Genomic DNA, 16464 nt, shown 5'->3' on the forward strand with positions numbered 1-16464 from the left:
AAAACCATATCTGGTTGTTGTCCGAGGTCATCCCAGGAAACCAGATAGATTTATACACACAAAATGTCCCTTAAGCCCCTTCCTGATGGATACGAATAGCTATCAACTAGCGCGAGTTAATTCTTGACCTCTGGAAGCCTCCAGATGCGATTGCCCAGGGGCGTGACTTTGACCCCCCGTCGAATCTTCATCATGAAGTCTTCGTCCTCTTCTGTTCTTGGTATGTAGGCAAAACCAGGTGTGCTGGTCAAGCCCATGATGGGTGGGTACTCGGGGTTGTAGTCGAGCACCACGTTGAACGTGCGAAGCCGGTTAAGGAAACTTTCAGCACCCGACATTAGTTTAATTTCTCCCAGAAACCGCTTGGAAATCCTGCTGACAATGCATTCACTTAAATATACTCGCTGTACAACGCACTCCAATACAAAACCGTCTATTTAGCTTCTTGATACAAGCATCACGAGGAGTAACGCCGACTCCGCATTCTCTCCTCCTTCATCTTTCACGATTGGGTGGGGTAGCCTTGGAGTTCGTCACGCGGCCTTTCATTGAGGATCTCTCTCCGCTTGGTGAAGTGAAAACACTCGTACTCCGCCGCGTGGCTTACCCCAATTAACTATACTCTCTGTCTGCTTGGTGCAGTAGCTCTTGGGGATCATATTTCTGATATGCTTGCAATCAGCCGACAAACGTTGGTTTCCAAAGTGCTTTCCCAAAGCATAGAAATGCCTCCGGACATTAGAAGCGCGGGTTTGCACATATTTTCGAAAGGATCACTTATGTTGAATCTAGAAGAGCTTCTCGAAGCATGTAAGCCTGGCGGCCCATCAGTTTGGTCATCCGTCACAGAGCTCTCTGCAGCGGCTGGGTCGCACGCATCCATCACTCCAGCAAAGTACGTGCAGGGGAGCTCGCCTTGCTTCGCATTCGAAACCAGGTACATCAATGGCGAACCAACAGAAGTTGTGGTTATTGACAGCACTGCGTCGTCAACCAACCGCGGCGAGCAAGGCATCAGCAACTCTATTCTCGATGGCGACCCACTGATCTCCCGCATTCCACGCATTGCTTTGTCGTACGGCGACGAGACATTCACCGATATTGACCTGCCACACCGTTTCGCTGATGGACACATCCGCGCCGGCAGCTACGAGGGTGAGCCCGTTACACAGGCCGATTGGTACCGCGAGATTCGAGACTCGAAGCCACGTAACTACCGAGCACTCCTCAACACCGCGCCAATTGCAATCCTTTGCGGTGGTTGGGATTCCGTCCGTCCAGAGAACCAAGTTCGAATTCGACGCTCGATCACCGGAGAGACCATCGGCGTCCTCGCCGATCAGGCCCGTCCAGGCTCCGAGCAGCAGGGGGCTCGCAGTGGCGCACGCGTCGACCCAGTCGGGGCATCGGTGCAGCTGGACCCGGCTGCCTTCAAGAAGATCATCGATAACCAGGCCGATGAGATTTCTGCAAGCAGGCTCAAGAGCATCCATGACAAAGTGAAGAAGGCCAAGAAAGATGAGACGTTCTCGGGTTCCGCAGTCGGTGTAGGTGCACTGGCCCCTTCACTCGATCCGCTCGGAGGAGTGTCCTGCTCCCGCGTGATTCGCTCCTGGGTACTCAGCTTCACGGCGTTGCGCCAGATCAGCTTCGGTGGCACCCCTGAAGAAAACGTTGCTGGCCGTGCACTCATCGCTGCCCTCGGCTTTGCGCTCATCGCCCGTGCAGAGCAAGAACTGTACTACCGCTCCAACTGTGATCTCGTTGAGGTTGCAGCGCCCGTCGTCAAGCTTGACCAGCGTTACGGTGAGCACAAAGAGCTACCACCGCTGTCCATTGAGGCTGCTGACGCGCTACTCAAGGAGGCGCTCGACCACGCTGAGGCCCTTGGAGTCGCTGACTGGCACGGTCAGATCCGCGAAGTCATCGGCAACCCCGATATCTACGCCGGAGCGGCCGAACCAAGCGAAAAGGATGAGTAATCATGGCCCAATTGACGTTGAAAGCGTCGCTTCCTTTGGGCACCTACTACGGGCATCGGAATGACGGGTCCGTCGAAAACTCGCCGTCACCCCTACGACTACATGCTGCGCTTCTCGCTGCTGCTGGTCAGGGGCCTACGTCCGAGGATGGTCAGCCGTCTGATGCGTCGCTCAAAGCACTGCGATGGCTTGAAAAACACCCACCAAACGGGCTGTACCAGCCTGAGACACTGCTCCTCAATCGAGGTCCCCACCGGATTGGGTATAGAGATGTAGGAACATTCGACGCTACGAAGAACTCGATTCGCAAAAAGGTGGAAGCACGCCCGATTTCTGACGGCGTCGCAGTACGTGACTACTACGGCTTCATGTGGCATGACGTGCCAGAGGATGTTGCTAAGACACTCACAGTTCTTGCTGAGGATGTGCCGTACCTCGGCGAGAGCCACAGCGTAGTCACGATTAGCGCCGAGCGCTTTGAACCGAACCTGTTGCTTTCTCCGACGGCGAACTGCTTCACGCGCGAGGCTCACTCGCGCTCTGTGCCAGCCGAAGGCCGAACTGATGCGCTGATCGCTGCGTTTAACGCGCGGTTTAAAGCCAAACCACCATCGCTGAGCCGTGACAAGTTCTCAAAGGGGCAGAAGCCGGCGAGTGAAAAGCCGTCAGAGGCTTCAACCGGTGAAACTTGGTACGAGCCCGTTGAAGGCGAGCCAGAAACAGCGCCGTGGGCGACGGCGTATTTGTTCAATCTCGATCGAGAAGTCGACAAACGCGACCGCGTCGCACTGTGTCTCAGCATGCATAAGGCACTGATTTCGCGGATTGGTTTTGGCGCTGCCCCCCTGATTACCGGGAAATACAACAAAGGTGTGTTGCCCCCAGCAAACCGGCTTTCCATCCAGTACATCCCGACAGAGCTTGCCCAACTGCTTGGAGAAAATGGCCCTCTACTAACGCTTTTTGTACCCAACGGTGCTTCACCAGAAGAACTGCAGCAAGTACAGGAAGCGGTACATATCCAGCATCTATGGTCAAGCAGCTTAGGGAAAATCGGTGTATCCTTTGCAAACACCACCAGATCTGGAACCCGGTTCTGGCCGGCACCGGCAGCTGGCAAGCACCGTCTCTGGGCGACCGAGATGCCCATCGTTCCTGAGCTGCGGCGGATCCGCGATAAGGACTCGGAATGGACTCTCGCGGATTCAGCGCTGGTCTCTACAGGATTCGTATGGCGTGACAGGTTCAGCATAGAAGGGAAGGGGCCGAAGCGGTACATCTCTCTTCGTGACCAGGTTGCACAACACAACGTCGTTGTAGCCAAGACGCAACTCGTCACCCGCTCCGTGCGTAAGTTCGCGCACCATTCGCCGGAGGGCGTCCCCGTACAGCCGTACGATGCTGTTCTCGACTTGGGGCGGTTGCACCATCCGCAAGCAGCGATAATGCTCGGCCAGTCACGTCACCTTGGTGGGGGACTGCTGTATCCCCTCGACATCGAGCTTCCCGTTCCGGAACAGACAGAGGAGTCATGATGGAACCAATACAGTTACATGATTTCGACGAGTTTTTTGCCGCAATGAATGGCGGGCACAAACCATTCAGTTGGCAACGTGCACTCGTCGGCCACGTCGCGCAACACGGAGTGTGGCCAGACCAAATCGTCGCCCCAACAGGCGCCGGTAAGTCTTCGGTCGTCGATGTTCACGTTTTCCTCAACGCGCTGAGTGCGTGTGGGAATGCGCCCAGGATTCCACGTCGACTACATACCGTTGTGAACCGGCGCGGCCTTGTGGACAACCAGTACCAGCGGGCACTCTCTATCCAATCAATGCTCAAAGAGGCGCTGCGGGACCCTGCAGCAGCATCGGATGTTGTTCTTCGAGTGGCATCTGCACTCCAGACATTCAGCGGCAACCGGCAAGGGCATCCTTTTGTTGCGTCAGTGCTTCGTGGCGGTCTGACCTCACGTTCACTGCCTGTTAGCGACTTCTCGAGCTGCGCCGTCATTGCCTCAACGCCGGATATGTGGGGTTCACGCGCGCTCTTCCAGGGTTACGGTTCAACGCTGTATGCGCGTCCACGTGAAACCGCGCTCATGACGATGGACTCCGTTGTGGTACTCGATGAAGCACACCTCAATAGGCAGCTGCTGGTAACGGCGCGACGTATTCGAGATATCCAACAAGCAGGAGCTAAAACGGGGATTCCGGAACTCCAGGTAGTCGAGACGACAGCGACGCCGTCTACGCACAATACCGAGTACTCCTCTATCGGAGTAGATCCCAATGACCTTGAGTTTCCCCGCGACGACGCTCTTCATCAGCGCCTTCACGCCACGAAGCGCATCACCCATGAGCAGCTTCCGAAGTGGAATGGCAAGATGGGGAATCGCGCCGTCGTCGATAGTTCGATAGCCCGCATTGAGCAGTGGCTCGACGACGAAACCCGGACGGGAACCATTGGTTGCATCGTGAACCACGTGGACACAGCAATCAAGATCTCCGCTGCGCTGAAGAAAGCAGAGGTTCGTGCAGTACTTCTGGTCGGTCGTTTGCGGCCGCACGACCTAGAAGGCATCGAGAAGAAATACCCGGGGATCTTCACCCCCCAAGGCCATCCTGACGTTGATGTTGTCGTAGCAACGCAGACGCTCGAGGTAGGCGTTGATGTTGACTTCCAGTACATGGTGACAGAGCTTGCCCCAGCAACAGCAGTTCAGCAGCGTATTGGCCGACTCAACCGGCTCGGAAAGTACGATGACGCTGAGCTGGTCATTCTGCAACCAACAGAGGATGCAGCCCCGAAGCGGGACTGTCCCCCATATACAGCAGAAGATTTACGTAATGGGCTTGCATGGATCAACCAGTTCAAGGACGGACAGGACATCAATCCAGCTAAGGTAGGCGAGCACCCTGCACCCGCAACGGATCCGCGGCGCCTGCTATACCAGCGTCTCGAGTTCCGCGATGTAGAGCTCCTGGCAAAGTCCTCCGAGCGTCTCGCCCACCCAATGGAACTCGAGTTTTGGCTGCGTGACGATCTCTCCGACGAAACTCCGCAGGCCGGGGTAGTGGTTCGTCACACTGTCGCCCAGACGGCGGAGGCCACCATCGAGCTTCTTCGAACAATCCCTCCGACTGCTGATGAGGTCTTTCCTGGAAGCATCACTACGGTCAGGGAGGTCGCTTCAAAGGTAGCCGAAGCATTGGGCCCCGACCCTACAATTCCCCAGCTTGTCTATCGTGCCGGCGAGATTGAAGTACTGGAGGAGGTCAAGGACCTCAAGCCTGGCGACGTCCTCATTGTCACCGCTGATATCCCAATCACTACTGAGCAGGTCTTATCGGTCCCTGCAGGAGATAAGAGGACACCCGAGGAAGCAGGTATCGATGGGGTTACAGTGTATCTACCAAAGGATCAGGGAGAACTCGACCTCGAGTTATTCCGTGCCGCGCACGAGCTGACGCCGGCGGAGTTCACAGAGCTGTGGTATTCCCGGTTCCCTGACGACGAAGCACAGGCACCGAGTATCGAAATCTCTACCTCTATCGTCGAGGATCCGCGCGGCGACATGGCTGCCTGGATCATCCGGCGCGAGTCGAAGATACTGCGAGCAGACTCCGAAACGATTCAGGAGTGGACACCTCGCGTGCAACCAGGCGGCAAAGTGCCTCCGACGCTTGCGGATCATCAACGTGACGTCGCCCAACGCGCGCGTGAGATCTGCGATGGTCTCGGGGTGGAGAGCTCCTTTGCTCAACACATTATCACCGCTGCTGAACTGCATGATGAAGGAAAACGGGATCCTCGATTCCAGCGCATGCTGAAGAACCCTGATGTCACACACCCCTGGGCAAAGAGCCTCACTCGGAGCCGTCAGGAAATCCTTCGTTCGAAGGCAGGCTCAGGGCTGCCTGTCGGTTGGCGTCACGAACAACTTTCAGCAGTGATTGCTGAGGAGAAGCGGCTGTCCGGCGATGAGCGCATCAACAAGCTTGTCGTCCACATTGTTGGGGCAAGCCACGGCAGAGGACGCGACCTCTTCCCGCAAACCGCCGAAGAGCTCGCTCCAGGGTCTGAAACTGCTCACCGACTGTTTACAGAAGGGCAGTGGGAGAGCAACGTCAGAACCCTCACGCGGAAGTTCGGCGCTTACACCCTCGCGCTGTGCGAGTCCCTTGAGCGGGCTGCAGATGCTCAGATTTCAGGAGAAGGACGATGAAACACTCAATCACAGTCGCAGGCGATATCTACTCGGGGTTGACGCACTTCGCTCTTGCAGGTCTTAGCCTCATTGCAAGGTCGCTCACTGATGGAACAGTAACCACCCATTGGAATAACGACCCAACTCCGAAAGGCGTCCTCGAAATGGAGGACGTCACTCCGCTTGAGCTTGCCGAAGCAGCAGCGCAGATCAGCCAGAGCTGGCATGACGGTTGGGCTACAACCCAAGTCCAGTACGGCGAAGGGACATTCTCTCCTTTCAGTCCACGCTTTAAAGCGATCAATCCCACCAAGTTCCCCGAGGACTGGACTCGCCACCAGGAGGCTCGATCGAAGGATCTCGACCAGCTGCAAGAACAGTCAGACATGTTGGGACTACAGTTCATTCAGGCTCTCGGTGAGGCTGCCTACTGGAGGTTCAACGGCAAGGACCCTCGTCCTGATAACGGGGCGTCCCGCTGGGAAATGAAGACCCGCAATGCTGGCGAGGAATTCGTTTCCCAGAAACTGTCGAAGTTCGTGGAAGAGCTCGCAGCATGGGATCCGGAACGTGTGTTGGCAGGTTGGCAAGGGGACAAGATCGAAGATCCCTTTGGCGCCGACGCCTCCCGAACACCATCGGGGTTCACCCCTCCCGGAGAAACTGATCTGGCGCTCGCATTTGCTGCGCTCGTAGGCATCGGTCAGTACCCAGTTGTTCCCCGGATTTCGCACGTGACGTTCACACCAGGGGCCTACCCGGATACCGCCCATCATCCGCAGTTGGCTGTATTACCAGTACCAACTACGCCGATAAGTCCAGAGCGGTTCGAAAGCATCGTGTTGTCTTCTTCGTGGAGTGGCATAGTCAACGCCTTCGGCGCCCAGGCTGAAGGGAAGACGGAGGAAGGCATCCTCCCGGAGCAAGCGATCGCGTCCTTGCGCGCATACGGTGTGCCAGCAGCTGCAACATTCCGCATCTATGTAAGTCCGGCAAAGGCCCCCGAACGCTACTTCGAGCGAGGAAGGGTCCAACTACTGTGATTACAGAAGAGGACTTCCTGCCGATCAGCCTGGTGCTGCACACCGCATACTGTGAGCGTCGCACCTGGCTCGAGGCAAACGGGGAAACTACGTTTACTCAGCAGATGCAGGCAGGCGACGTGGCTCATCAGGCGGTAGATAACGCAGCGAACTCTCGGTCGCAGCGCCTCACGTCGTATCCGCTTCGATGCGAAGCGCTCGGACTCGTTGGGAAGGCAGATGCTGTCGAGTTTCTTGACGAGCACGAGGTGGCTTTGGTGGAGCACAAAGCCACACCAGTGCGCAGGCGAGCGGTTGTGACGCCAGCGAACCGACTGCAGCTTACGTTACAGAGGGAGTGCCTGCGCGAGGCGGGCTTCTCCGTCGTTGATCAGGCGATTTACTTCACTGATCATCGGCGACGCGTGAGCGTGGAGCTCACCGAGGACGATGTGGACAACGCAGCTCGCATGGTTGCAAGGACGCGGGACATCGTTGACTCTTCGCATGCTCCGGTGCCACTTGTGAACGACGAACGCTGCGCGCGTTGCTCCCACTTTTCCGTTTGTCTGCCGGATGAATATAACGGAGGAAACCCCCGACGCAGAATCCACGCCGCGGACCCCGATGGGCAGGTGCTTCACCTCACCACACAGGGTTCTCGTGCGAGCATTCGGCGGGGCAGAGTGGTCGTCGAAAAGGAAGGAGAAAAGCTTGCCGACGCCCCGCTAGCGCGCATTCAAGGCGTAGTAGTCCACGGCAACATCGACCTATCCAGCGCGTTGCATCGAAACTTGCTCTGGAACGACGTTCCGGTTGTTTGGTGCTCATCTACCGGGCGGGTCTACGGAATGTCGCAGCCCGCCGACGGCCCTAATGGAGCAGCGCGCGTGGAGCAACACGTCCGGAGCCACAACGGGGATCTCACCATCGCGCGCGGGATGATCACAGCAAAGATCGCCAACCAAGCAACGCTGCTTCGACGCAACGGCGATGCACCCGATGCAGTGCAGTTTCTCCTGAACGAGGCAGAGCGCGCATCAACTGCGGGTGACATTCCCGAGCTCTTCGGTATTGAAGGCGACGCAGCTGCTGCGTACTTCAAGAGCTTTCCAACAATGCTCAGTAGCAAGCGCATGGAGGCACTCGAGTGGGAGTGGCCCGGAAGGCATGGCAGAGGAGCTGCCGACCCCATCAATATCTTGCTGAACTACGCCTACGGGCTGCTCCGTACGGAAGTGATCCGAGCGATCCTCACCTGCGGGTTAGACCCACACGCGGGGTTTTTGCACAGCAGTGGGCGAAACAAACCGGCGCTCGCCCTAGATCTGATGGAGGAGTTCCGTGCTCCTATCGCGGACTCGGTGGTGATCTCAATGATCAACCGCCGAGAGATTAAAGCAACGGATTTCACTTACATTCAGGACGTTGCTCGGTTACGCGACAGCGCGAGGAAGAAGGTGATCGCCGCGTTCGAACGCCGAGTGCAGACCAGTATTCAGCACCCACTGTTCGGTTATGACGTGACGTGGCGCCGAGTCATTGAGATCCAAGCCCGGATGATTCTCGGGGTGCTCACTGGTGTGCAGCCTTCCTACGTTGGAGTGACAGTCCGATGAGCAGAGACGACGCACGCAGAACGCTTATCTGCTACGACATCATCCACGATCGTCGCCGCGACCGCGTTGCGACCACCCTGCAGGAATACGGCGATCGAGTGCAGTACAGTGTATTCATCGTGGACATCTCACCCGCCCGATTGTTGCAGCTCAAGTCCGAACTGGAACAGCTCATTGATTCGGACGAGGACTCCATCCTCTTCTGCGATCTCGGAAGAGTTGCCGAACTCAATGAGCAACGCTTCGGGTACCTTGGGAAGTCGCGGGAGGTGACCGACAACGATGTCCTAATTTTGTAGGTCATGCTTGTCCTGCGAGCGCTCCGGTGTAACGAAAACCCCAGGGTACGCTCGCAGAAGGAAACCGCATGTCAAAGGTGAGAACTCAATAGTGAAGGCAAAAGATCAACCTCAAAACTGCTATTATTCCTATTGCGCTCGGAACCTCCAGCAAACCCGCTGTATATGGCCCTATTTTTCCGGGGTCTACCGCCGCTCTTTCGGGAGCGGCCTTTCATTGAGGGAGGGGCGCGCAACGCATACCGCGACTCCGAGCAGGCCGACCGCCGCTCTTTCGGGAGCGGCCTTTCATTGAGGGATTCCCTTTATAGCATAGCGCTGTAGCGGATGCAAGACCGCCGCTCTTTCGGGAGCGGCCTTTCATTGAGGGGCGTGGGTGCCTGATTGGCTCAACGCGCGCCGGGCGAACCGCCGCTCTTTCGGGAGCGGCCTTTCATTGAGGGTTCGATCCCGTCTTCGACTACGCCGCCGCATAAGAAGTCGCCGCTCTTTCGGGAGCGGCCTTTCATTGAGGGCCGACATTGCGCCGGAGCAGTCGCCCCAGTTGCCGAGGTCGCCGCTCTTTCGGGAGCGGCCTTTCATTGAGGGCCCTCATACGTCGACAAGACAGCGAACCTCACACTAGAGTCGCCGCTCTTTCGGGAGCGGCCTTTCATTGAGGGGTGAAGCCGCGCGCCGAGCTCGCCATCGCCGGTGGTCGCCGCTCTTTCGGGAGCGGCCTTTCATTGAGGGGAGTGGGAGGACTTGGACGCCTGGCGTTACCGCTAATGTCGCCGCTCTTTCGGGAGCGGCCTTTCATTGAGGGGCGAAAGCCATCGATGGGGTGTGGGATTTTTCGACGGTCGCCGCTCTTTCGGGAGCGGCCTTTCATTGAGGGGCCAGAGACCACCCCGGATGGTGATGCGACGGGTGGAGTCGCCGCTCTTTCGGGAGCGGCCTTTCATTGAGGGACCGGCGCGTGGTACTGGGAGCACATGCCAGGCGGGTCGCTGCTCTTACGGGAGCGGCCTTTCATTGAGGGGACCAGATGCGCAATGGCTCCGGCCAAACCGCCGCAAGTCGCCGCTCTTTCGGAAGCGGCCTTTCATTGAGGAGTCTTGAGCTTGTCGCCGTCGACGGCCTTGAGCACGTGGTCGCCGCTCTTTCGGGAGCGGCCTTTCATTGAGGGACGAGCTCAGGGAGCGTCTGGTTGGCAAAGGTATTGGTTGCCACTCTTTCGGGAGTGGCCTTTCATTGAGGACAGGGAGATTGGGAACTTAACCCAAGCCTAGGTCGGCAGGGTCGGCACTCGGTTTTCCGGGTGCCGACCCCTTTCTCTTAGCAGTACTTCACTGCCTTAGCCTAAGCTTCAGCCCCCACCTCCCCATCGGCAGCCCCGGTCCCAGCCGCCCTACGCACCTGCAACGCGCCGACGAACCCGAGGGCGAGGAAGGCGGTGGCGGCGAGGAGGGACCAGCGGGCGGCGTCGGCCATGCCCTCGCTGAGGGCCTGCACAACGGCTGCGGTTTGGTCGCCGAATGCGCTGGCTGTGCCCTCCATGCGGAGTTGGGTGATGGCGGAGCCGGCGGATTGGCGGGTGGTGGAGGAGGTGGCGTCGGCAAGGGGGCCGGTGATGCCGGCGGCCGTGAGGGTCTTGGGGAGGGTGATGGCGAGCGCCATGGAGAAGACGGAGCCGGAGACCGCGGTGCCCAGGGCTGAACCGACTTGACGGACGGTGCTTTGCGTGGCGGAGCCTTGGCCGGAGCGCTGTACCGGAATATCCCGGAGCACGGTGCCGGTGAGCTGCGCCGATGCCAGGCCCAGGCCGAGGCCATAGAGGGTGAGTGGTGCGGCGATGAGCCAGCCGCTCGTGTTCGCACCCATGACAAGGGCGAGGATGATGACGCCCACAACCTCGAGGGCGAGGCCGATCAGGACGGTGCCCGGCGCGCCGAAGCGGGCGGCGACGTGGCGGGCTGCCGCGCCGGAGAGGAATGCGCCGACGGCCATCGCCGCCAGGACGAGGCCGGCGGACATGACGGACAGGCCCAGCGCATTAATAAGGTAGAGCGGCAAGATGAAGATGATGGCGAACTCGCCGATGGCGACGGCTCCGGCGGTGATGTTGCCCCAGGAGAAGGTGGAGTAGGAGAACAGGCCCAAGTCCAGGAGCGCGGAGCGTTCCACACGCTTGCGGTGCTGCTCCCAGCGGATGAAGAGGGCGAAGGCCACGGCGGAGATCGCAAGTGACACGGGGACGGGGGAGACCGGGGCGGTGGTGGACCAGGTCCAGCCGAACACGGTCAGGGGTTCCTTGGGAGTCCACCAGCCGAGGTCGGGTGCCTCGATGATGGCGAAGACGAGGGTGCCGAAGGCGATGGCGCTGAGCTGGGCGCCGTCGACATCGATGCCGGGGAGTTTGTCAGGGCTGCGGGTCTCGCGGACGGTGAGCACCGCACCGATGGCGACGAGCACGCCGATTGGCACGTTGACCAGGAAGATCCAGTGCCAGGACACCCACTGCGTCAGCGCACCGCCGGCCAAGGGACCGACCGCGGCTGCGCCCGAGATCACGGCGCCCCACACACCGAAGGCGGCCGCGCGGTACTTCCCGCGGAAGACCGCGTTTACCGTCGAAAGGGTTGACGGCATGATGAGGGCCGCGCCGACGGCTTGCACTGCACGGGCGGAAATGAGGGTCGAGGCGGACGTCGAAAAGCCGGCGAGGACGCTGCCCGCGACGAACACCCCGAGGCCCGCGAGGAAGGCGCGCTTGCGGCCCCACGAGTCCGCAATCTTGCCCGTGGACAGCAACAACGCGGCGAGCAGCACCGCGTACAGGCTGTTCACCCACTGTGCCTGGGTGAGGTCCAGGCCGAGGTCAGTAATTATCGACGGCAACGCCACGCCAACGATCGTGCCGTCGAGAACGATGACCCCGAGCCCCACCGAAAGGACGGCGAGGCTGATCCAGTCGCGACGCGTTGGCGTGGTGACCTCTACTTCACTCATCACTAACGCCTTACTGATTCTGGCTCAACAGACTTCAGCGCGCGACCGAGCGCCGCCATAAACAGGCCAAGCGCAACCGTGATCGCGATGTGGCCCAGGCCCGCGATGCCTGCGATCATCGCCGTGGACTCCTTGCCCTGCACCGTGAGAATGCCGTGCCAGACCATCATGCCCGAGGTCATGAGCACGCCGACGTTGTACACCCAGAAGAACCACGTGAACAGCTTGCCTGACCGCGAAACCTGGAACAGCTTCTCCAGCGCCAAGAAGATCAACGACATGATGAACCCGAGCACCAGCAAGTGCGTGTGCGTCACCCCAAGCTGCGTGAACTGGCCCTCCGGGAAATCATTCGCGCGGGTGAACTCGCGGTAGAACAACCCCGCGCCCAACCCAAGCACCAAGTACAACACTGCTGCCCTGTACAACTTCTGCACCTTGCACACTCCTTCTACAACCGCCAACACGGGCGGGAAATCCATTGACACCATCAATGGTGCTGGAGCGGACGCAGAAAGTAATCGCGCAGCAGGTTGAATGTTGCGTCAACCGATCGGTTGAGTCGACATTGGTGACGATTCTAGAAAGACCAGTGATAATCAGCTATTTTGTGTTCTGGCCACCGGCGGTCGTGCCGCTCGTCGATGTGAAGCATGGTCCACACTCCGTCGATTTCGGATCCGTAGTGGCGAGCGAAGAGGACCGCCATCGAAAATTTCGTATCGATGACGGCTTCCTTCCACATTTGAAGCCCCTGCATCTCCTCGTCGGAGTAGCTCACAACTCTGATGTAACGGCCTTGTTCCAGTGGTTTTCCTGCTCGAGTAAACGAGCGTGGGTAGTGCGCGTACGGTGGTGTGTAAAAACTGTCTCCCCAAAACTCAGGGTATCCCTGGTAGTACAACAGCACAGTTGGCCACCCACAGCCGGACGTTAGTTGGGCTCGGTGGATCAGTTGATTGTTGCGAACTTCCGGACCAGTATGATCGATTTTCTCGCCGTCGCAAAAGTAGATGTGCTCAGACTGAGCGGGATAGGAGTGCACACGGTACACCGTGAAATCAGTGAACGGGCCCTCGGCGTCCGTGGTACCTCCGCTGTATTTCATGCAATCGAACGTCACCTCTGTCGACGTGTTGTGCATCATGAGGCTTCTCAGCACGCCAGAAGCACTCAGGTCTGTAATATCTTCGAACTCGGTGAGCCCCTGGTTTTCGCAGAAGTCATCCCACAGTGGGCTTTCCATATTCAATCCTTCTTCCAATCGAGTTGCTCAGTGGCGGGTTAGCGCTTGAGCCCATCCACGAACTGCGCGATCATGGGCTCGCCCAGCAGGTACGCGGCGTAGAGGCCCAGCCCTGCCAGGCCGATCACGATCGACAGCGTGAGCCCCAAGACCATGTCCTCCTGCTGGCGGCTCAGCGGGTCACCACTCTTGATCTTCGAGGACAACACCTCGAACTCGGTGGCTACTCGCTTCATCCAGGGCTGGCCGGGTGGGCGCATTCTGGTGACGGGTGCGAGGAGGCCGGGGGCGTCGTCGTGAATCCCGCACGATTCCGGCCGCGTGCGCGTGTAGGAGGGAACTTCCGTGCTGGCACGGCAGGACTTCGCGGTTACGGAGGTGAGTTTCCACTCGTACCAGGGCTTACCCTGCGGGGTTTCGGTAGTGCTGGTCTGCGAGATCACGCCAACGAATGAGAGGGGGTTGCCGGAGTCATCGACGAGCCAGGCTGGACCACCTGAGTCACCTTGGATGAGGGTGTCATCGGATTCGACCTTAATTACGCCGTCGCCGGCGCCCTGGAGGCTGCCACACACAACTTTGCGCTGCTTTACCGAGTTAGCGCACACTTCCATACCGGACTCGAGGGTGTCGTAATCTACAATGGCGTCGCCCGAAAAGAGGTTCTGGCCTGCGATAACATCCTCGTAGAGCCTGACGGCCATGACGTCGTCGTTTTTGAAGCGGACGTCGATAAGCCCGGCGCGAGTACTGTAGCCGACGGCTTGACTGTTCTTGTAGAGAACTTCCCCCGGGCCCTGCGTGAAGCAGTGGCGCGCGACGTACACCGTTTTCGACGCCGCATCGACGTAGCCAACCTGGCACCTCGTGATGCCGACCTCAACAATGTCGCCTTGGTTCACCACGACGCCGGCGGTGTAGCGCACGGAACTGAGGTCCGCAGCAGCGTTGGGAGCGGCGGCGCCCGCTAGCGCCAGCGTTGCTGCTAGCGCTGCAGCTCCGAGTTTAGTTGCGCGTCGCACCTGCGCTCCTTTTGGGTGAAAAACAACATAGTTAAAGACATCTTAGCCTAGTCCACCGCTACGTTTCCCATGTTTCACGTGAAACACACCGGGGTTAACCCATAGACCCAGGCACACCACGGCTGTACTATGGGGTCAATCTTTAGGATGATGAAAGGAAAATCGTGCAGGGACAGCCAACGACAGACGAAATATTCGCAGCTCACGAGGGTGGAAAGCTTGCCATCCAATCCCGGATGGAAGTGAGCAGCATGCGCGATCTTGCCATCTGCTACACGCCGGGGGTAGCGGAAGTGTGCGAGGCGATCGCGCAAGAACCCGCCAAGGCACGCCGCTACACGGGGGCAGGGAACACCGTCGCTGTCGTCACGGACGGCACCGCAGTCCTCGGCCTCGGCGACATCGGTCCACTGGCATCGCTGCCCGTCATGGAAGGCAAAGCCCAGCTCTTCCAGCAGTTCGCGGGACTGAACTCCTTCCCGATCGTCCTCGACACCCAGGACGTCGACGAAATCGTCGACACCGTCGTGCGCATCGCGCCCTCCTTCGCGGCCATCAACCTCGAAGACATCGCCGCGCCACGCTGCTTCGACATCGAACGCCGCCTCGACGAGCGCCTCAACATCCCCGTCATGCACGACGACCAGCACGGCACCGCCGTCGTTATCTATGCGGCACTACGCAACGCCGCGCGCGTCCTCGGCCGCACCCTCGCTGACCTGCGCGTTGTCATCTCCGGCGCCGGAGCCGCGGGCATCGCATGCGTCGACATGCTTCTCGACGCCGGCATCCGCGACATCATCGTCCTCGACTCCCAAGGCCCCATCCACGCCGACCGCGTCGGCCTCACCCCCATCAAACAATCACTCGCCGCGCGCACCAACCCCCGCAACATCCACACCACCGTCGACGACGCCCTCCGCGACGCCGACACCTTCATCGGCCTCTCGCGCGGCCACATCACCGAAGAGCAAGTCCTCCTCATGTCTGAGGCACCGATCCTGTTCTCGCTGGCCAACCCCACCCCGGAGATCGAGCCGGAGGTCGCGCGGAGGCACGGAGGGGTCGTCGCAACGGGACGCTCGGACATGCCCAACCAGATCAACAACGTCCTCGCGTTCCCCGGCATCTTCCGCGGCGCCATCGACGCCGGCGCCACCCGCATCACCCGCCCCATGCTGCTCGCCGCCTCCGAGGCCATCGCCTCACTTATCGACGCCCCCACCGCCCACAACATCGTCCCCCAAGCACTCGACCCCCGCGTGGCACCGGCCGTCGCCAAGGCGGTAGCGGACGCCGTATGAGGCTGTACACCCTAGGGTTTTCCCACAAACGCGCCGAAGAGTTCTTCACGATCCTGCGAGACAACAACATCTCGCGGGTCGTGGATATCCGCAGGTCAAACACCAACCAGCTCGCAGGGTTCACCAAAATGCACGACCTGTAATACTTCCTGCGCACCATCCTCGACATGCCCTACCTCCACGAGCTGACCCTCGCATCCAGCCACGAGCTCATGCACGCCTACCGGCATAACGAGATCCCCTTCGACAAGTTCACCGCGGCACTACGCGCCGAGTACGACGAACGCCACGTCGCCGACCTCGACCGCGACACCTTCTCCGACGTAGTACTACTGTGCTCCGAAGCCGACCCGAGCACCTGCCACCGCATCGTCGCCGCCAACTACCTTGCCGAACACTGGGACAACGTAGAAGTCATCCACCTATAGCCCCTGAACTGGGACAATGCTAGGAGTTGTGTAATTATAGAAGGCACGCTACAATCGCGTATGAGCCTCCTGCCCACGGATTCCCCCCGAGTCCGGTTGAGCACTCAACACCCCCCCATTTTCGAGTGCGAGAGCGCAGGGGGTTCACTCTTTGCGTTTTTATGTTTGAGGCCCTTGCAGGCAGGCCCCGGCCCCGCACCAAATTCCTGGATTTTGGGAAGCGGCGTTGACAAAAGCCACATTTTGTGTGTGTTTAGCTGCGTCCAACCCACCCTTTTCTCACGCCTAAGCTGGGGTTCCACTGATGATCAATGCCGGTATCGAATTCTTTCGGCCCGTCGACC

At 59.3% G+C, this 16464-nt stretch carries 14 protein-coding genes and 1 CRISPR repeat array; of the genes, 9 read left to right on the forward strand and 5 right to left on the reverse strand.

All coding sequences use genetic code 11. From position 1 onward, the window contains the following. Positions 1-116: 116 nt before the first annotated feature. Positions 117-338, reverse strand: coding sequence for a hypothetical protein (locus QP802_RS10625; RefSeq protein WP_284818769.1), 222 nt, complete (start codon positions 336-338; stop codon positions 117-119). Between the two features lie 441 nt (positions 339-779). Here QP802_RS10625 and cas7g point away from each other — a divergent pair, with 441 nt between their 5' ends. Genes cas7g through cas2 form a run of 6 tightly spaced genes read left to right on the forward strand, consistent with a single transcriptional unit; the run spans position 780 to position 9129 of the window. Continuing rightward, positions 780-1982 carry a type I-G CRISPR-associated RAMP protein Csb1/Cas7g gene (cas7g, locus tag QP802_RS10630; protein WP_284818772.1) on the forward strand — a complete coding sequence of 401 codons (1203 nt, stop codon included), beginning with the start codon at positions 780-782 and terminating at the stop codon, positions 1980-1982. 2 nt (positions 1983-1984) lie between these two features. After that, positions 1985-3517: a type I-G CRISPR-associated protein Csb2 gene (csb2, locus tag QP802_RS10635; RefSeq protein WP_284818774.1), complete on the forward strand. Its 1533-nt coding sequence runs from the start codon at positions 1985-1987 to the stop codon at positions 3515-3517. Then, positions 3514-6207, forward strand: a complete 2694-nt coding sequence (gene cas3g, locus QP802_RS10640; protein ID WP_284818776.1) for a type I-G CRISPR-associated helicase/endonuclease Cas3g — start codon at positions 3514-3516, stop codon at positions 6205-6207. Before csb2 ends, cas3g begins: the two co-directional genes overlap by 4 nt. Continuing rightward, positions 6204-7232: a hypothetical protein gene (locus tag QP802_RS10645; RefSeq protein ID WP_284818778.1), complete on the forward strand. Its 1029-nt coding sequence runs from the start codon at positions 6204-6206 to the stop codon at positions 7230-7232. Before cas3g ends, QP802_RS10645 begins: the two co-directional genes overlap by 4 nt. Beyond that, on the forward strand, positions 7229-8830 hold the full coding sequence (gene cas1 / locus QP802_RS10650) for a CRISPR-associated endonuclease Cas1 (RefSeq protein WP_284818780.1): 1602 nt from the start codon (positions 7229-7231) through the stop codon (positions 8828-8830). Before QP802_RS10645 ends, cas1 begins: the two co-directional genes overlap by 4 nt. Then, positions 8827-9129: a CRISPR-associated endonuclease Cas2 gene (gene cas2 / locus QP802_RS10655; RefSeq protein ID WP_070478654.1), complete on the forward strand. Its 303-nt coding sequence runs from the start codon at positions 8827-8829 to the stop codon at positions 9127-9129. Before cas1 ends, cas2 begins: the two co-directional genes overlap by 4 nt. Positions 9130-9317: 188 nt before the next feature. After that, a CRISPR array of direct repeats spans positions 9318-10369; the repeat unit is 36 nt; unit sequence GTCGCCGCTCTTTCGGGAGCGGCCTTTCATTGAGGG. Between the two features lie 101 nt (positions 10370-10470). Here cas2 and QP802_RS10660 read toward each other — a convergent pair. The 4 genes from QP802_RS10660 to QP802_RS10675 all read right to left on the reverse strand — a co-directional run bounded on the left by QP802_RS10660 (position 10471) and on the right by QP802_RS10675 (position 14388). Then, positions 10471-12120, reverse strand: a complete 1650-nt coding sequence (locus QP802_RS10660) for an MFS transporter (RefSeq protein ID WP_284818782.1) — start codon at positions 12118-12120, stop codon at positions 10471-10473. A gap of 2 nt (positions 12121-12122) precedes the next feature. After that, on the reverse strand, positions 12123-12557 hold the full coding sequence (locus tag QP802_RS10665) for a DUF2871 domain-containing protein (RefSeq protein ID WP_284818784.1): 435 nt from the start codon (positions 12555-12557) through the stop codon (positions 12123-12125). Between the two features lie 143 nt (positions 12558-12700). Next, positions 12701-13366, reverse strand: a complete 666-nt coding sequence (locus QP802_RS10670) for a hypothetical protein (protein WP_284818786.1) — start codon at positions 13364-13366, stop codon at positions 12701-12703. A gap of 38 nt (positions 13367-13404) precedes the next feature. After that, complete coding sequence (locus QP802_RS10675) at positions 13405-14388, reverse strand: hypothetical protein (RefSeq protein ID WP_284818788.1); 984 nt, start codon at positions 14386-14388, stop codon at positions 13405-13407. A 161-nt stretch (positions 14389-14549) separates the two neighbouring features. Between QP802_RS10675 and QP802_RS10680 the strand changes: the two genes are divergently transcribed. The 3 genes from QP802_RS10680 to QP802_RS10690 are packed head-to-tail and all read left to right on the forward strand — an operon-like array spanning position 14550 to position 16120. Then, on the forward strand, positions 14550-15692 hold the full coding sequence (locus QP802_RS10680) for an NAD(P)-dependent malic enzyme (RefSeq protein WP_284818793.1): 1143 nt from the start codon (positions 14550-14552) through the stop codon (positions 15690-15692). Beyond that, positions 15689-15835, forward strand: a complete 147-nt coding sequence (locus tag QP802_RS10685) for a DUF488 family protein (protein WP_284818790.1) — start codon at positions 15689-15691, stop codon at positions 15833-15835. The genes QP802_RS10680 and QP802_RS10685 overlap by 4 nt, the downstream gene beginning before the upstream one ends. Positions 15836-15859: 24 nt before the next feature. Further along, a complete protein-coding gene (locus QP802_RS10690; protein WP_284818792.1) occupies positions 15860-16120 on the forward strand; it encodes a DUF488 family protein, N3 subclade in 261 nt (86 codons plus the stop codon). Positions 16121-16464 lie beyond the last annotated feature (344 nt).

Origin of the sequence: Corynebacterium sp. UMB10119B (assembly GCF_030228125.1) — a bacterium.
In the GTDB taxonomy this organism is placed as follows: domain Bacteria; phylum Actinomycetota; class Actinomycetes; order Mycobacteriales; family Mycobacteriaceae; genus Corynebacterium; species Corynebacterium pseudogenitalium.

Excerpts from the sequence above, each read along its gene's own strand:
- QP802_RS10685 (WP_284818790.1), top strand. The coding sequence starts at position 15,689 with ATGAGGCTGTACACCCTAGGGTTTTCCCACAAACGCGCCGAAGAGTTC.
- cas7g (WP_284818772.1), top strand. The coding sequence starts at position 780 with ATGTTGAATCTAGAAGAGCTTCTCGAAGCATGTAAGCCTGGCGGCCCA.
- cas2 (WP_070478654.1), top strand. The coding sequence starts at position 8,827 with ATGAGCAGAGACGACGCACGCAGAACGCTTATCTGCTACGACATCATC.
- QP802_RS10690 (WP_284818792.1), top strand. The coding sequence starts at position 15,860 with ATGCCCTACCTCCACGAGCTGACCCTCGCATCCAGCCACGAGCTCATG.
- QP802_RS10625 (WP_284818769.1), bottom strand. The coding sequence starts at position 338 with ATGTCGGGTGCTGAAAGTTTCCTTAACCGGCTTCGCACGTTCAACGTG.
- QP802_RS10670 (WP_284818786.1), bottom strand. The coding sequence starts at position 13,366 with ATGGAAAGCCCACTGTGGGATGACTTCTGCGAAAACCAGGGGCTCACC.
- QP802_RS10645 (WP_284818778.1), top strand. The coding sequence starts at position 6,204 with ATGAAACACTCAATCACAGTCGCAGGCGATATCTACTCGGGGTTGACG.
- cas3g (WP_284818776.1), top strand. The coding sequence starts at position 3,514 with ATGATGGAACCAATACAGTTACATGATTTCGACGAGTTTTTTGCCGCA.
- csb2 (WP_284818774.1), top strand. The coding sequence starts at position 1,985 with ATGGCCCAATTGACGTTGAAAGCGTCGCTTCCTTTGGGCACCTACTAC.
- QP802_RS10660 (WP_284818782.1), bottom strand. The coding sequence starts at position 12,120 with ATGAGTGAAGTAGAGGTCACCACGCCAACGCGTCGCGACTGGATCAGC.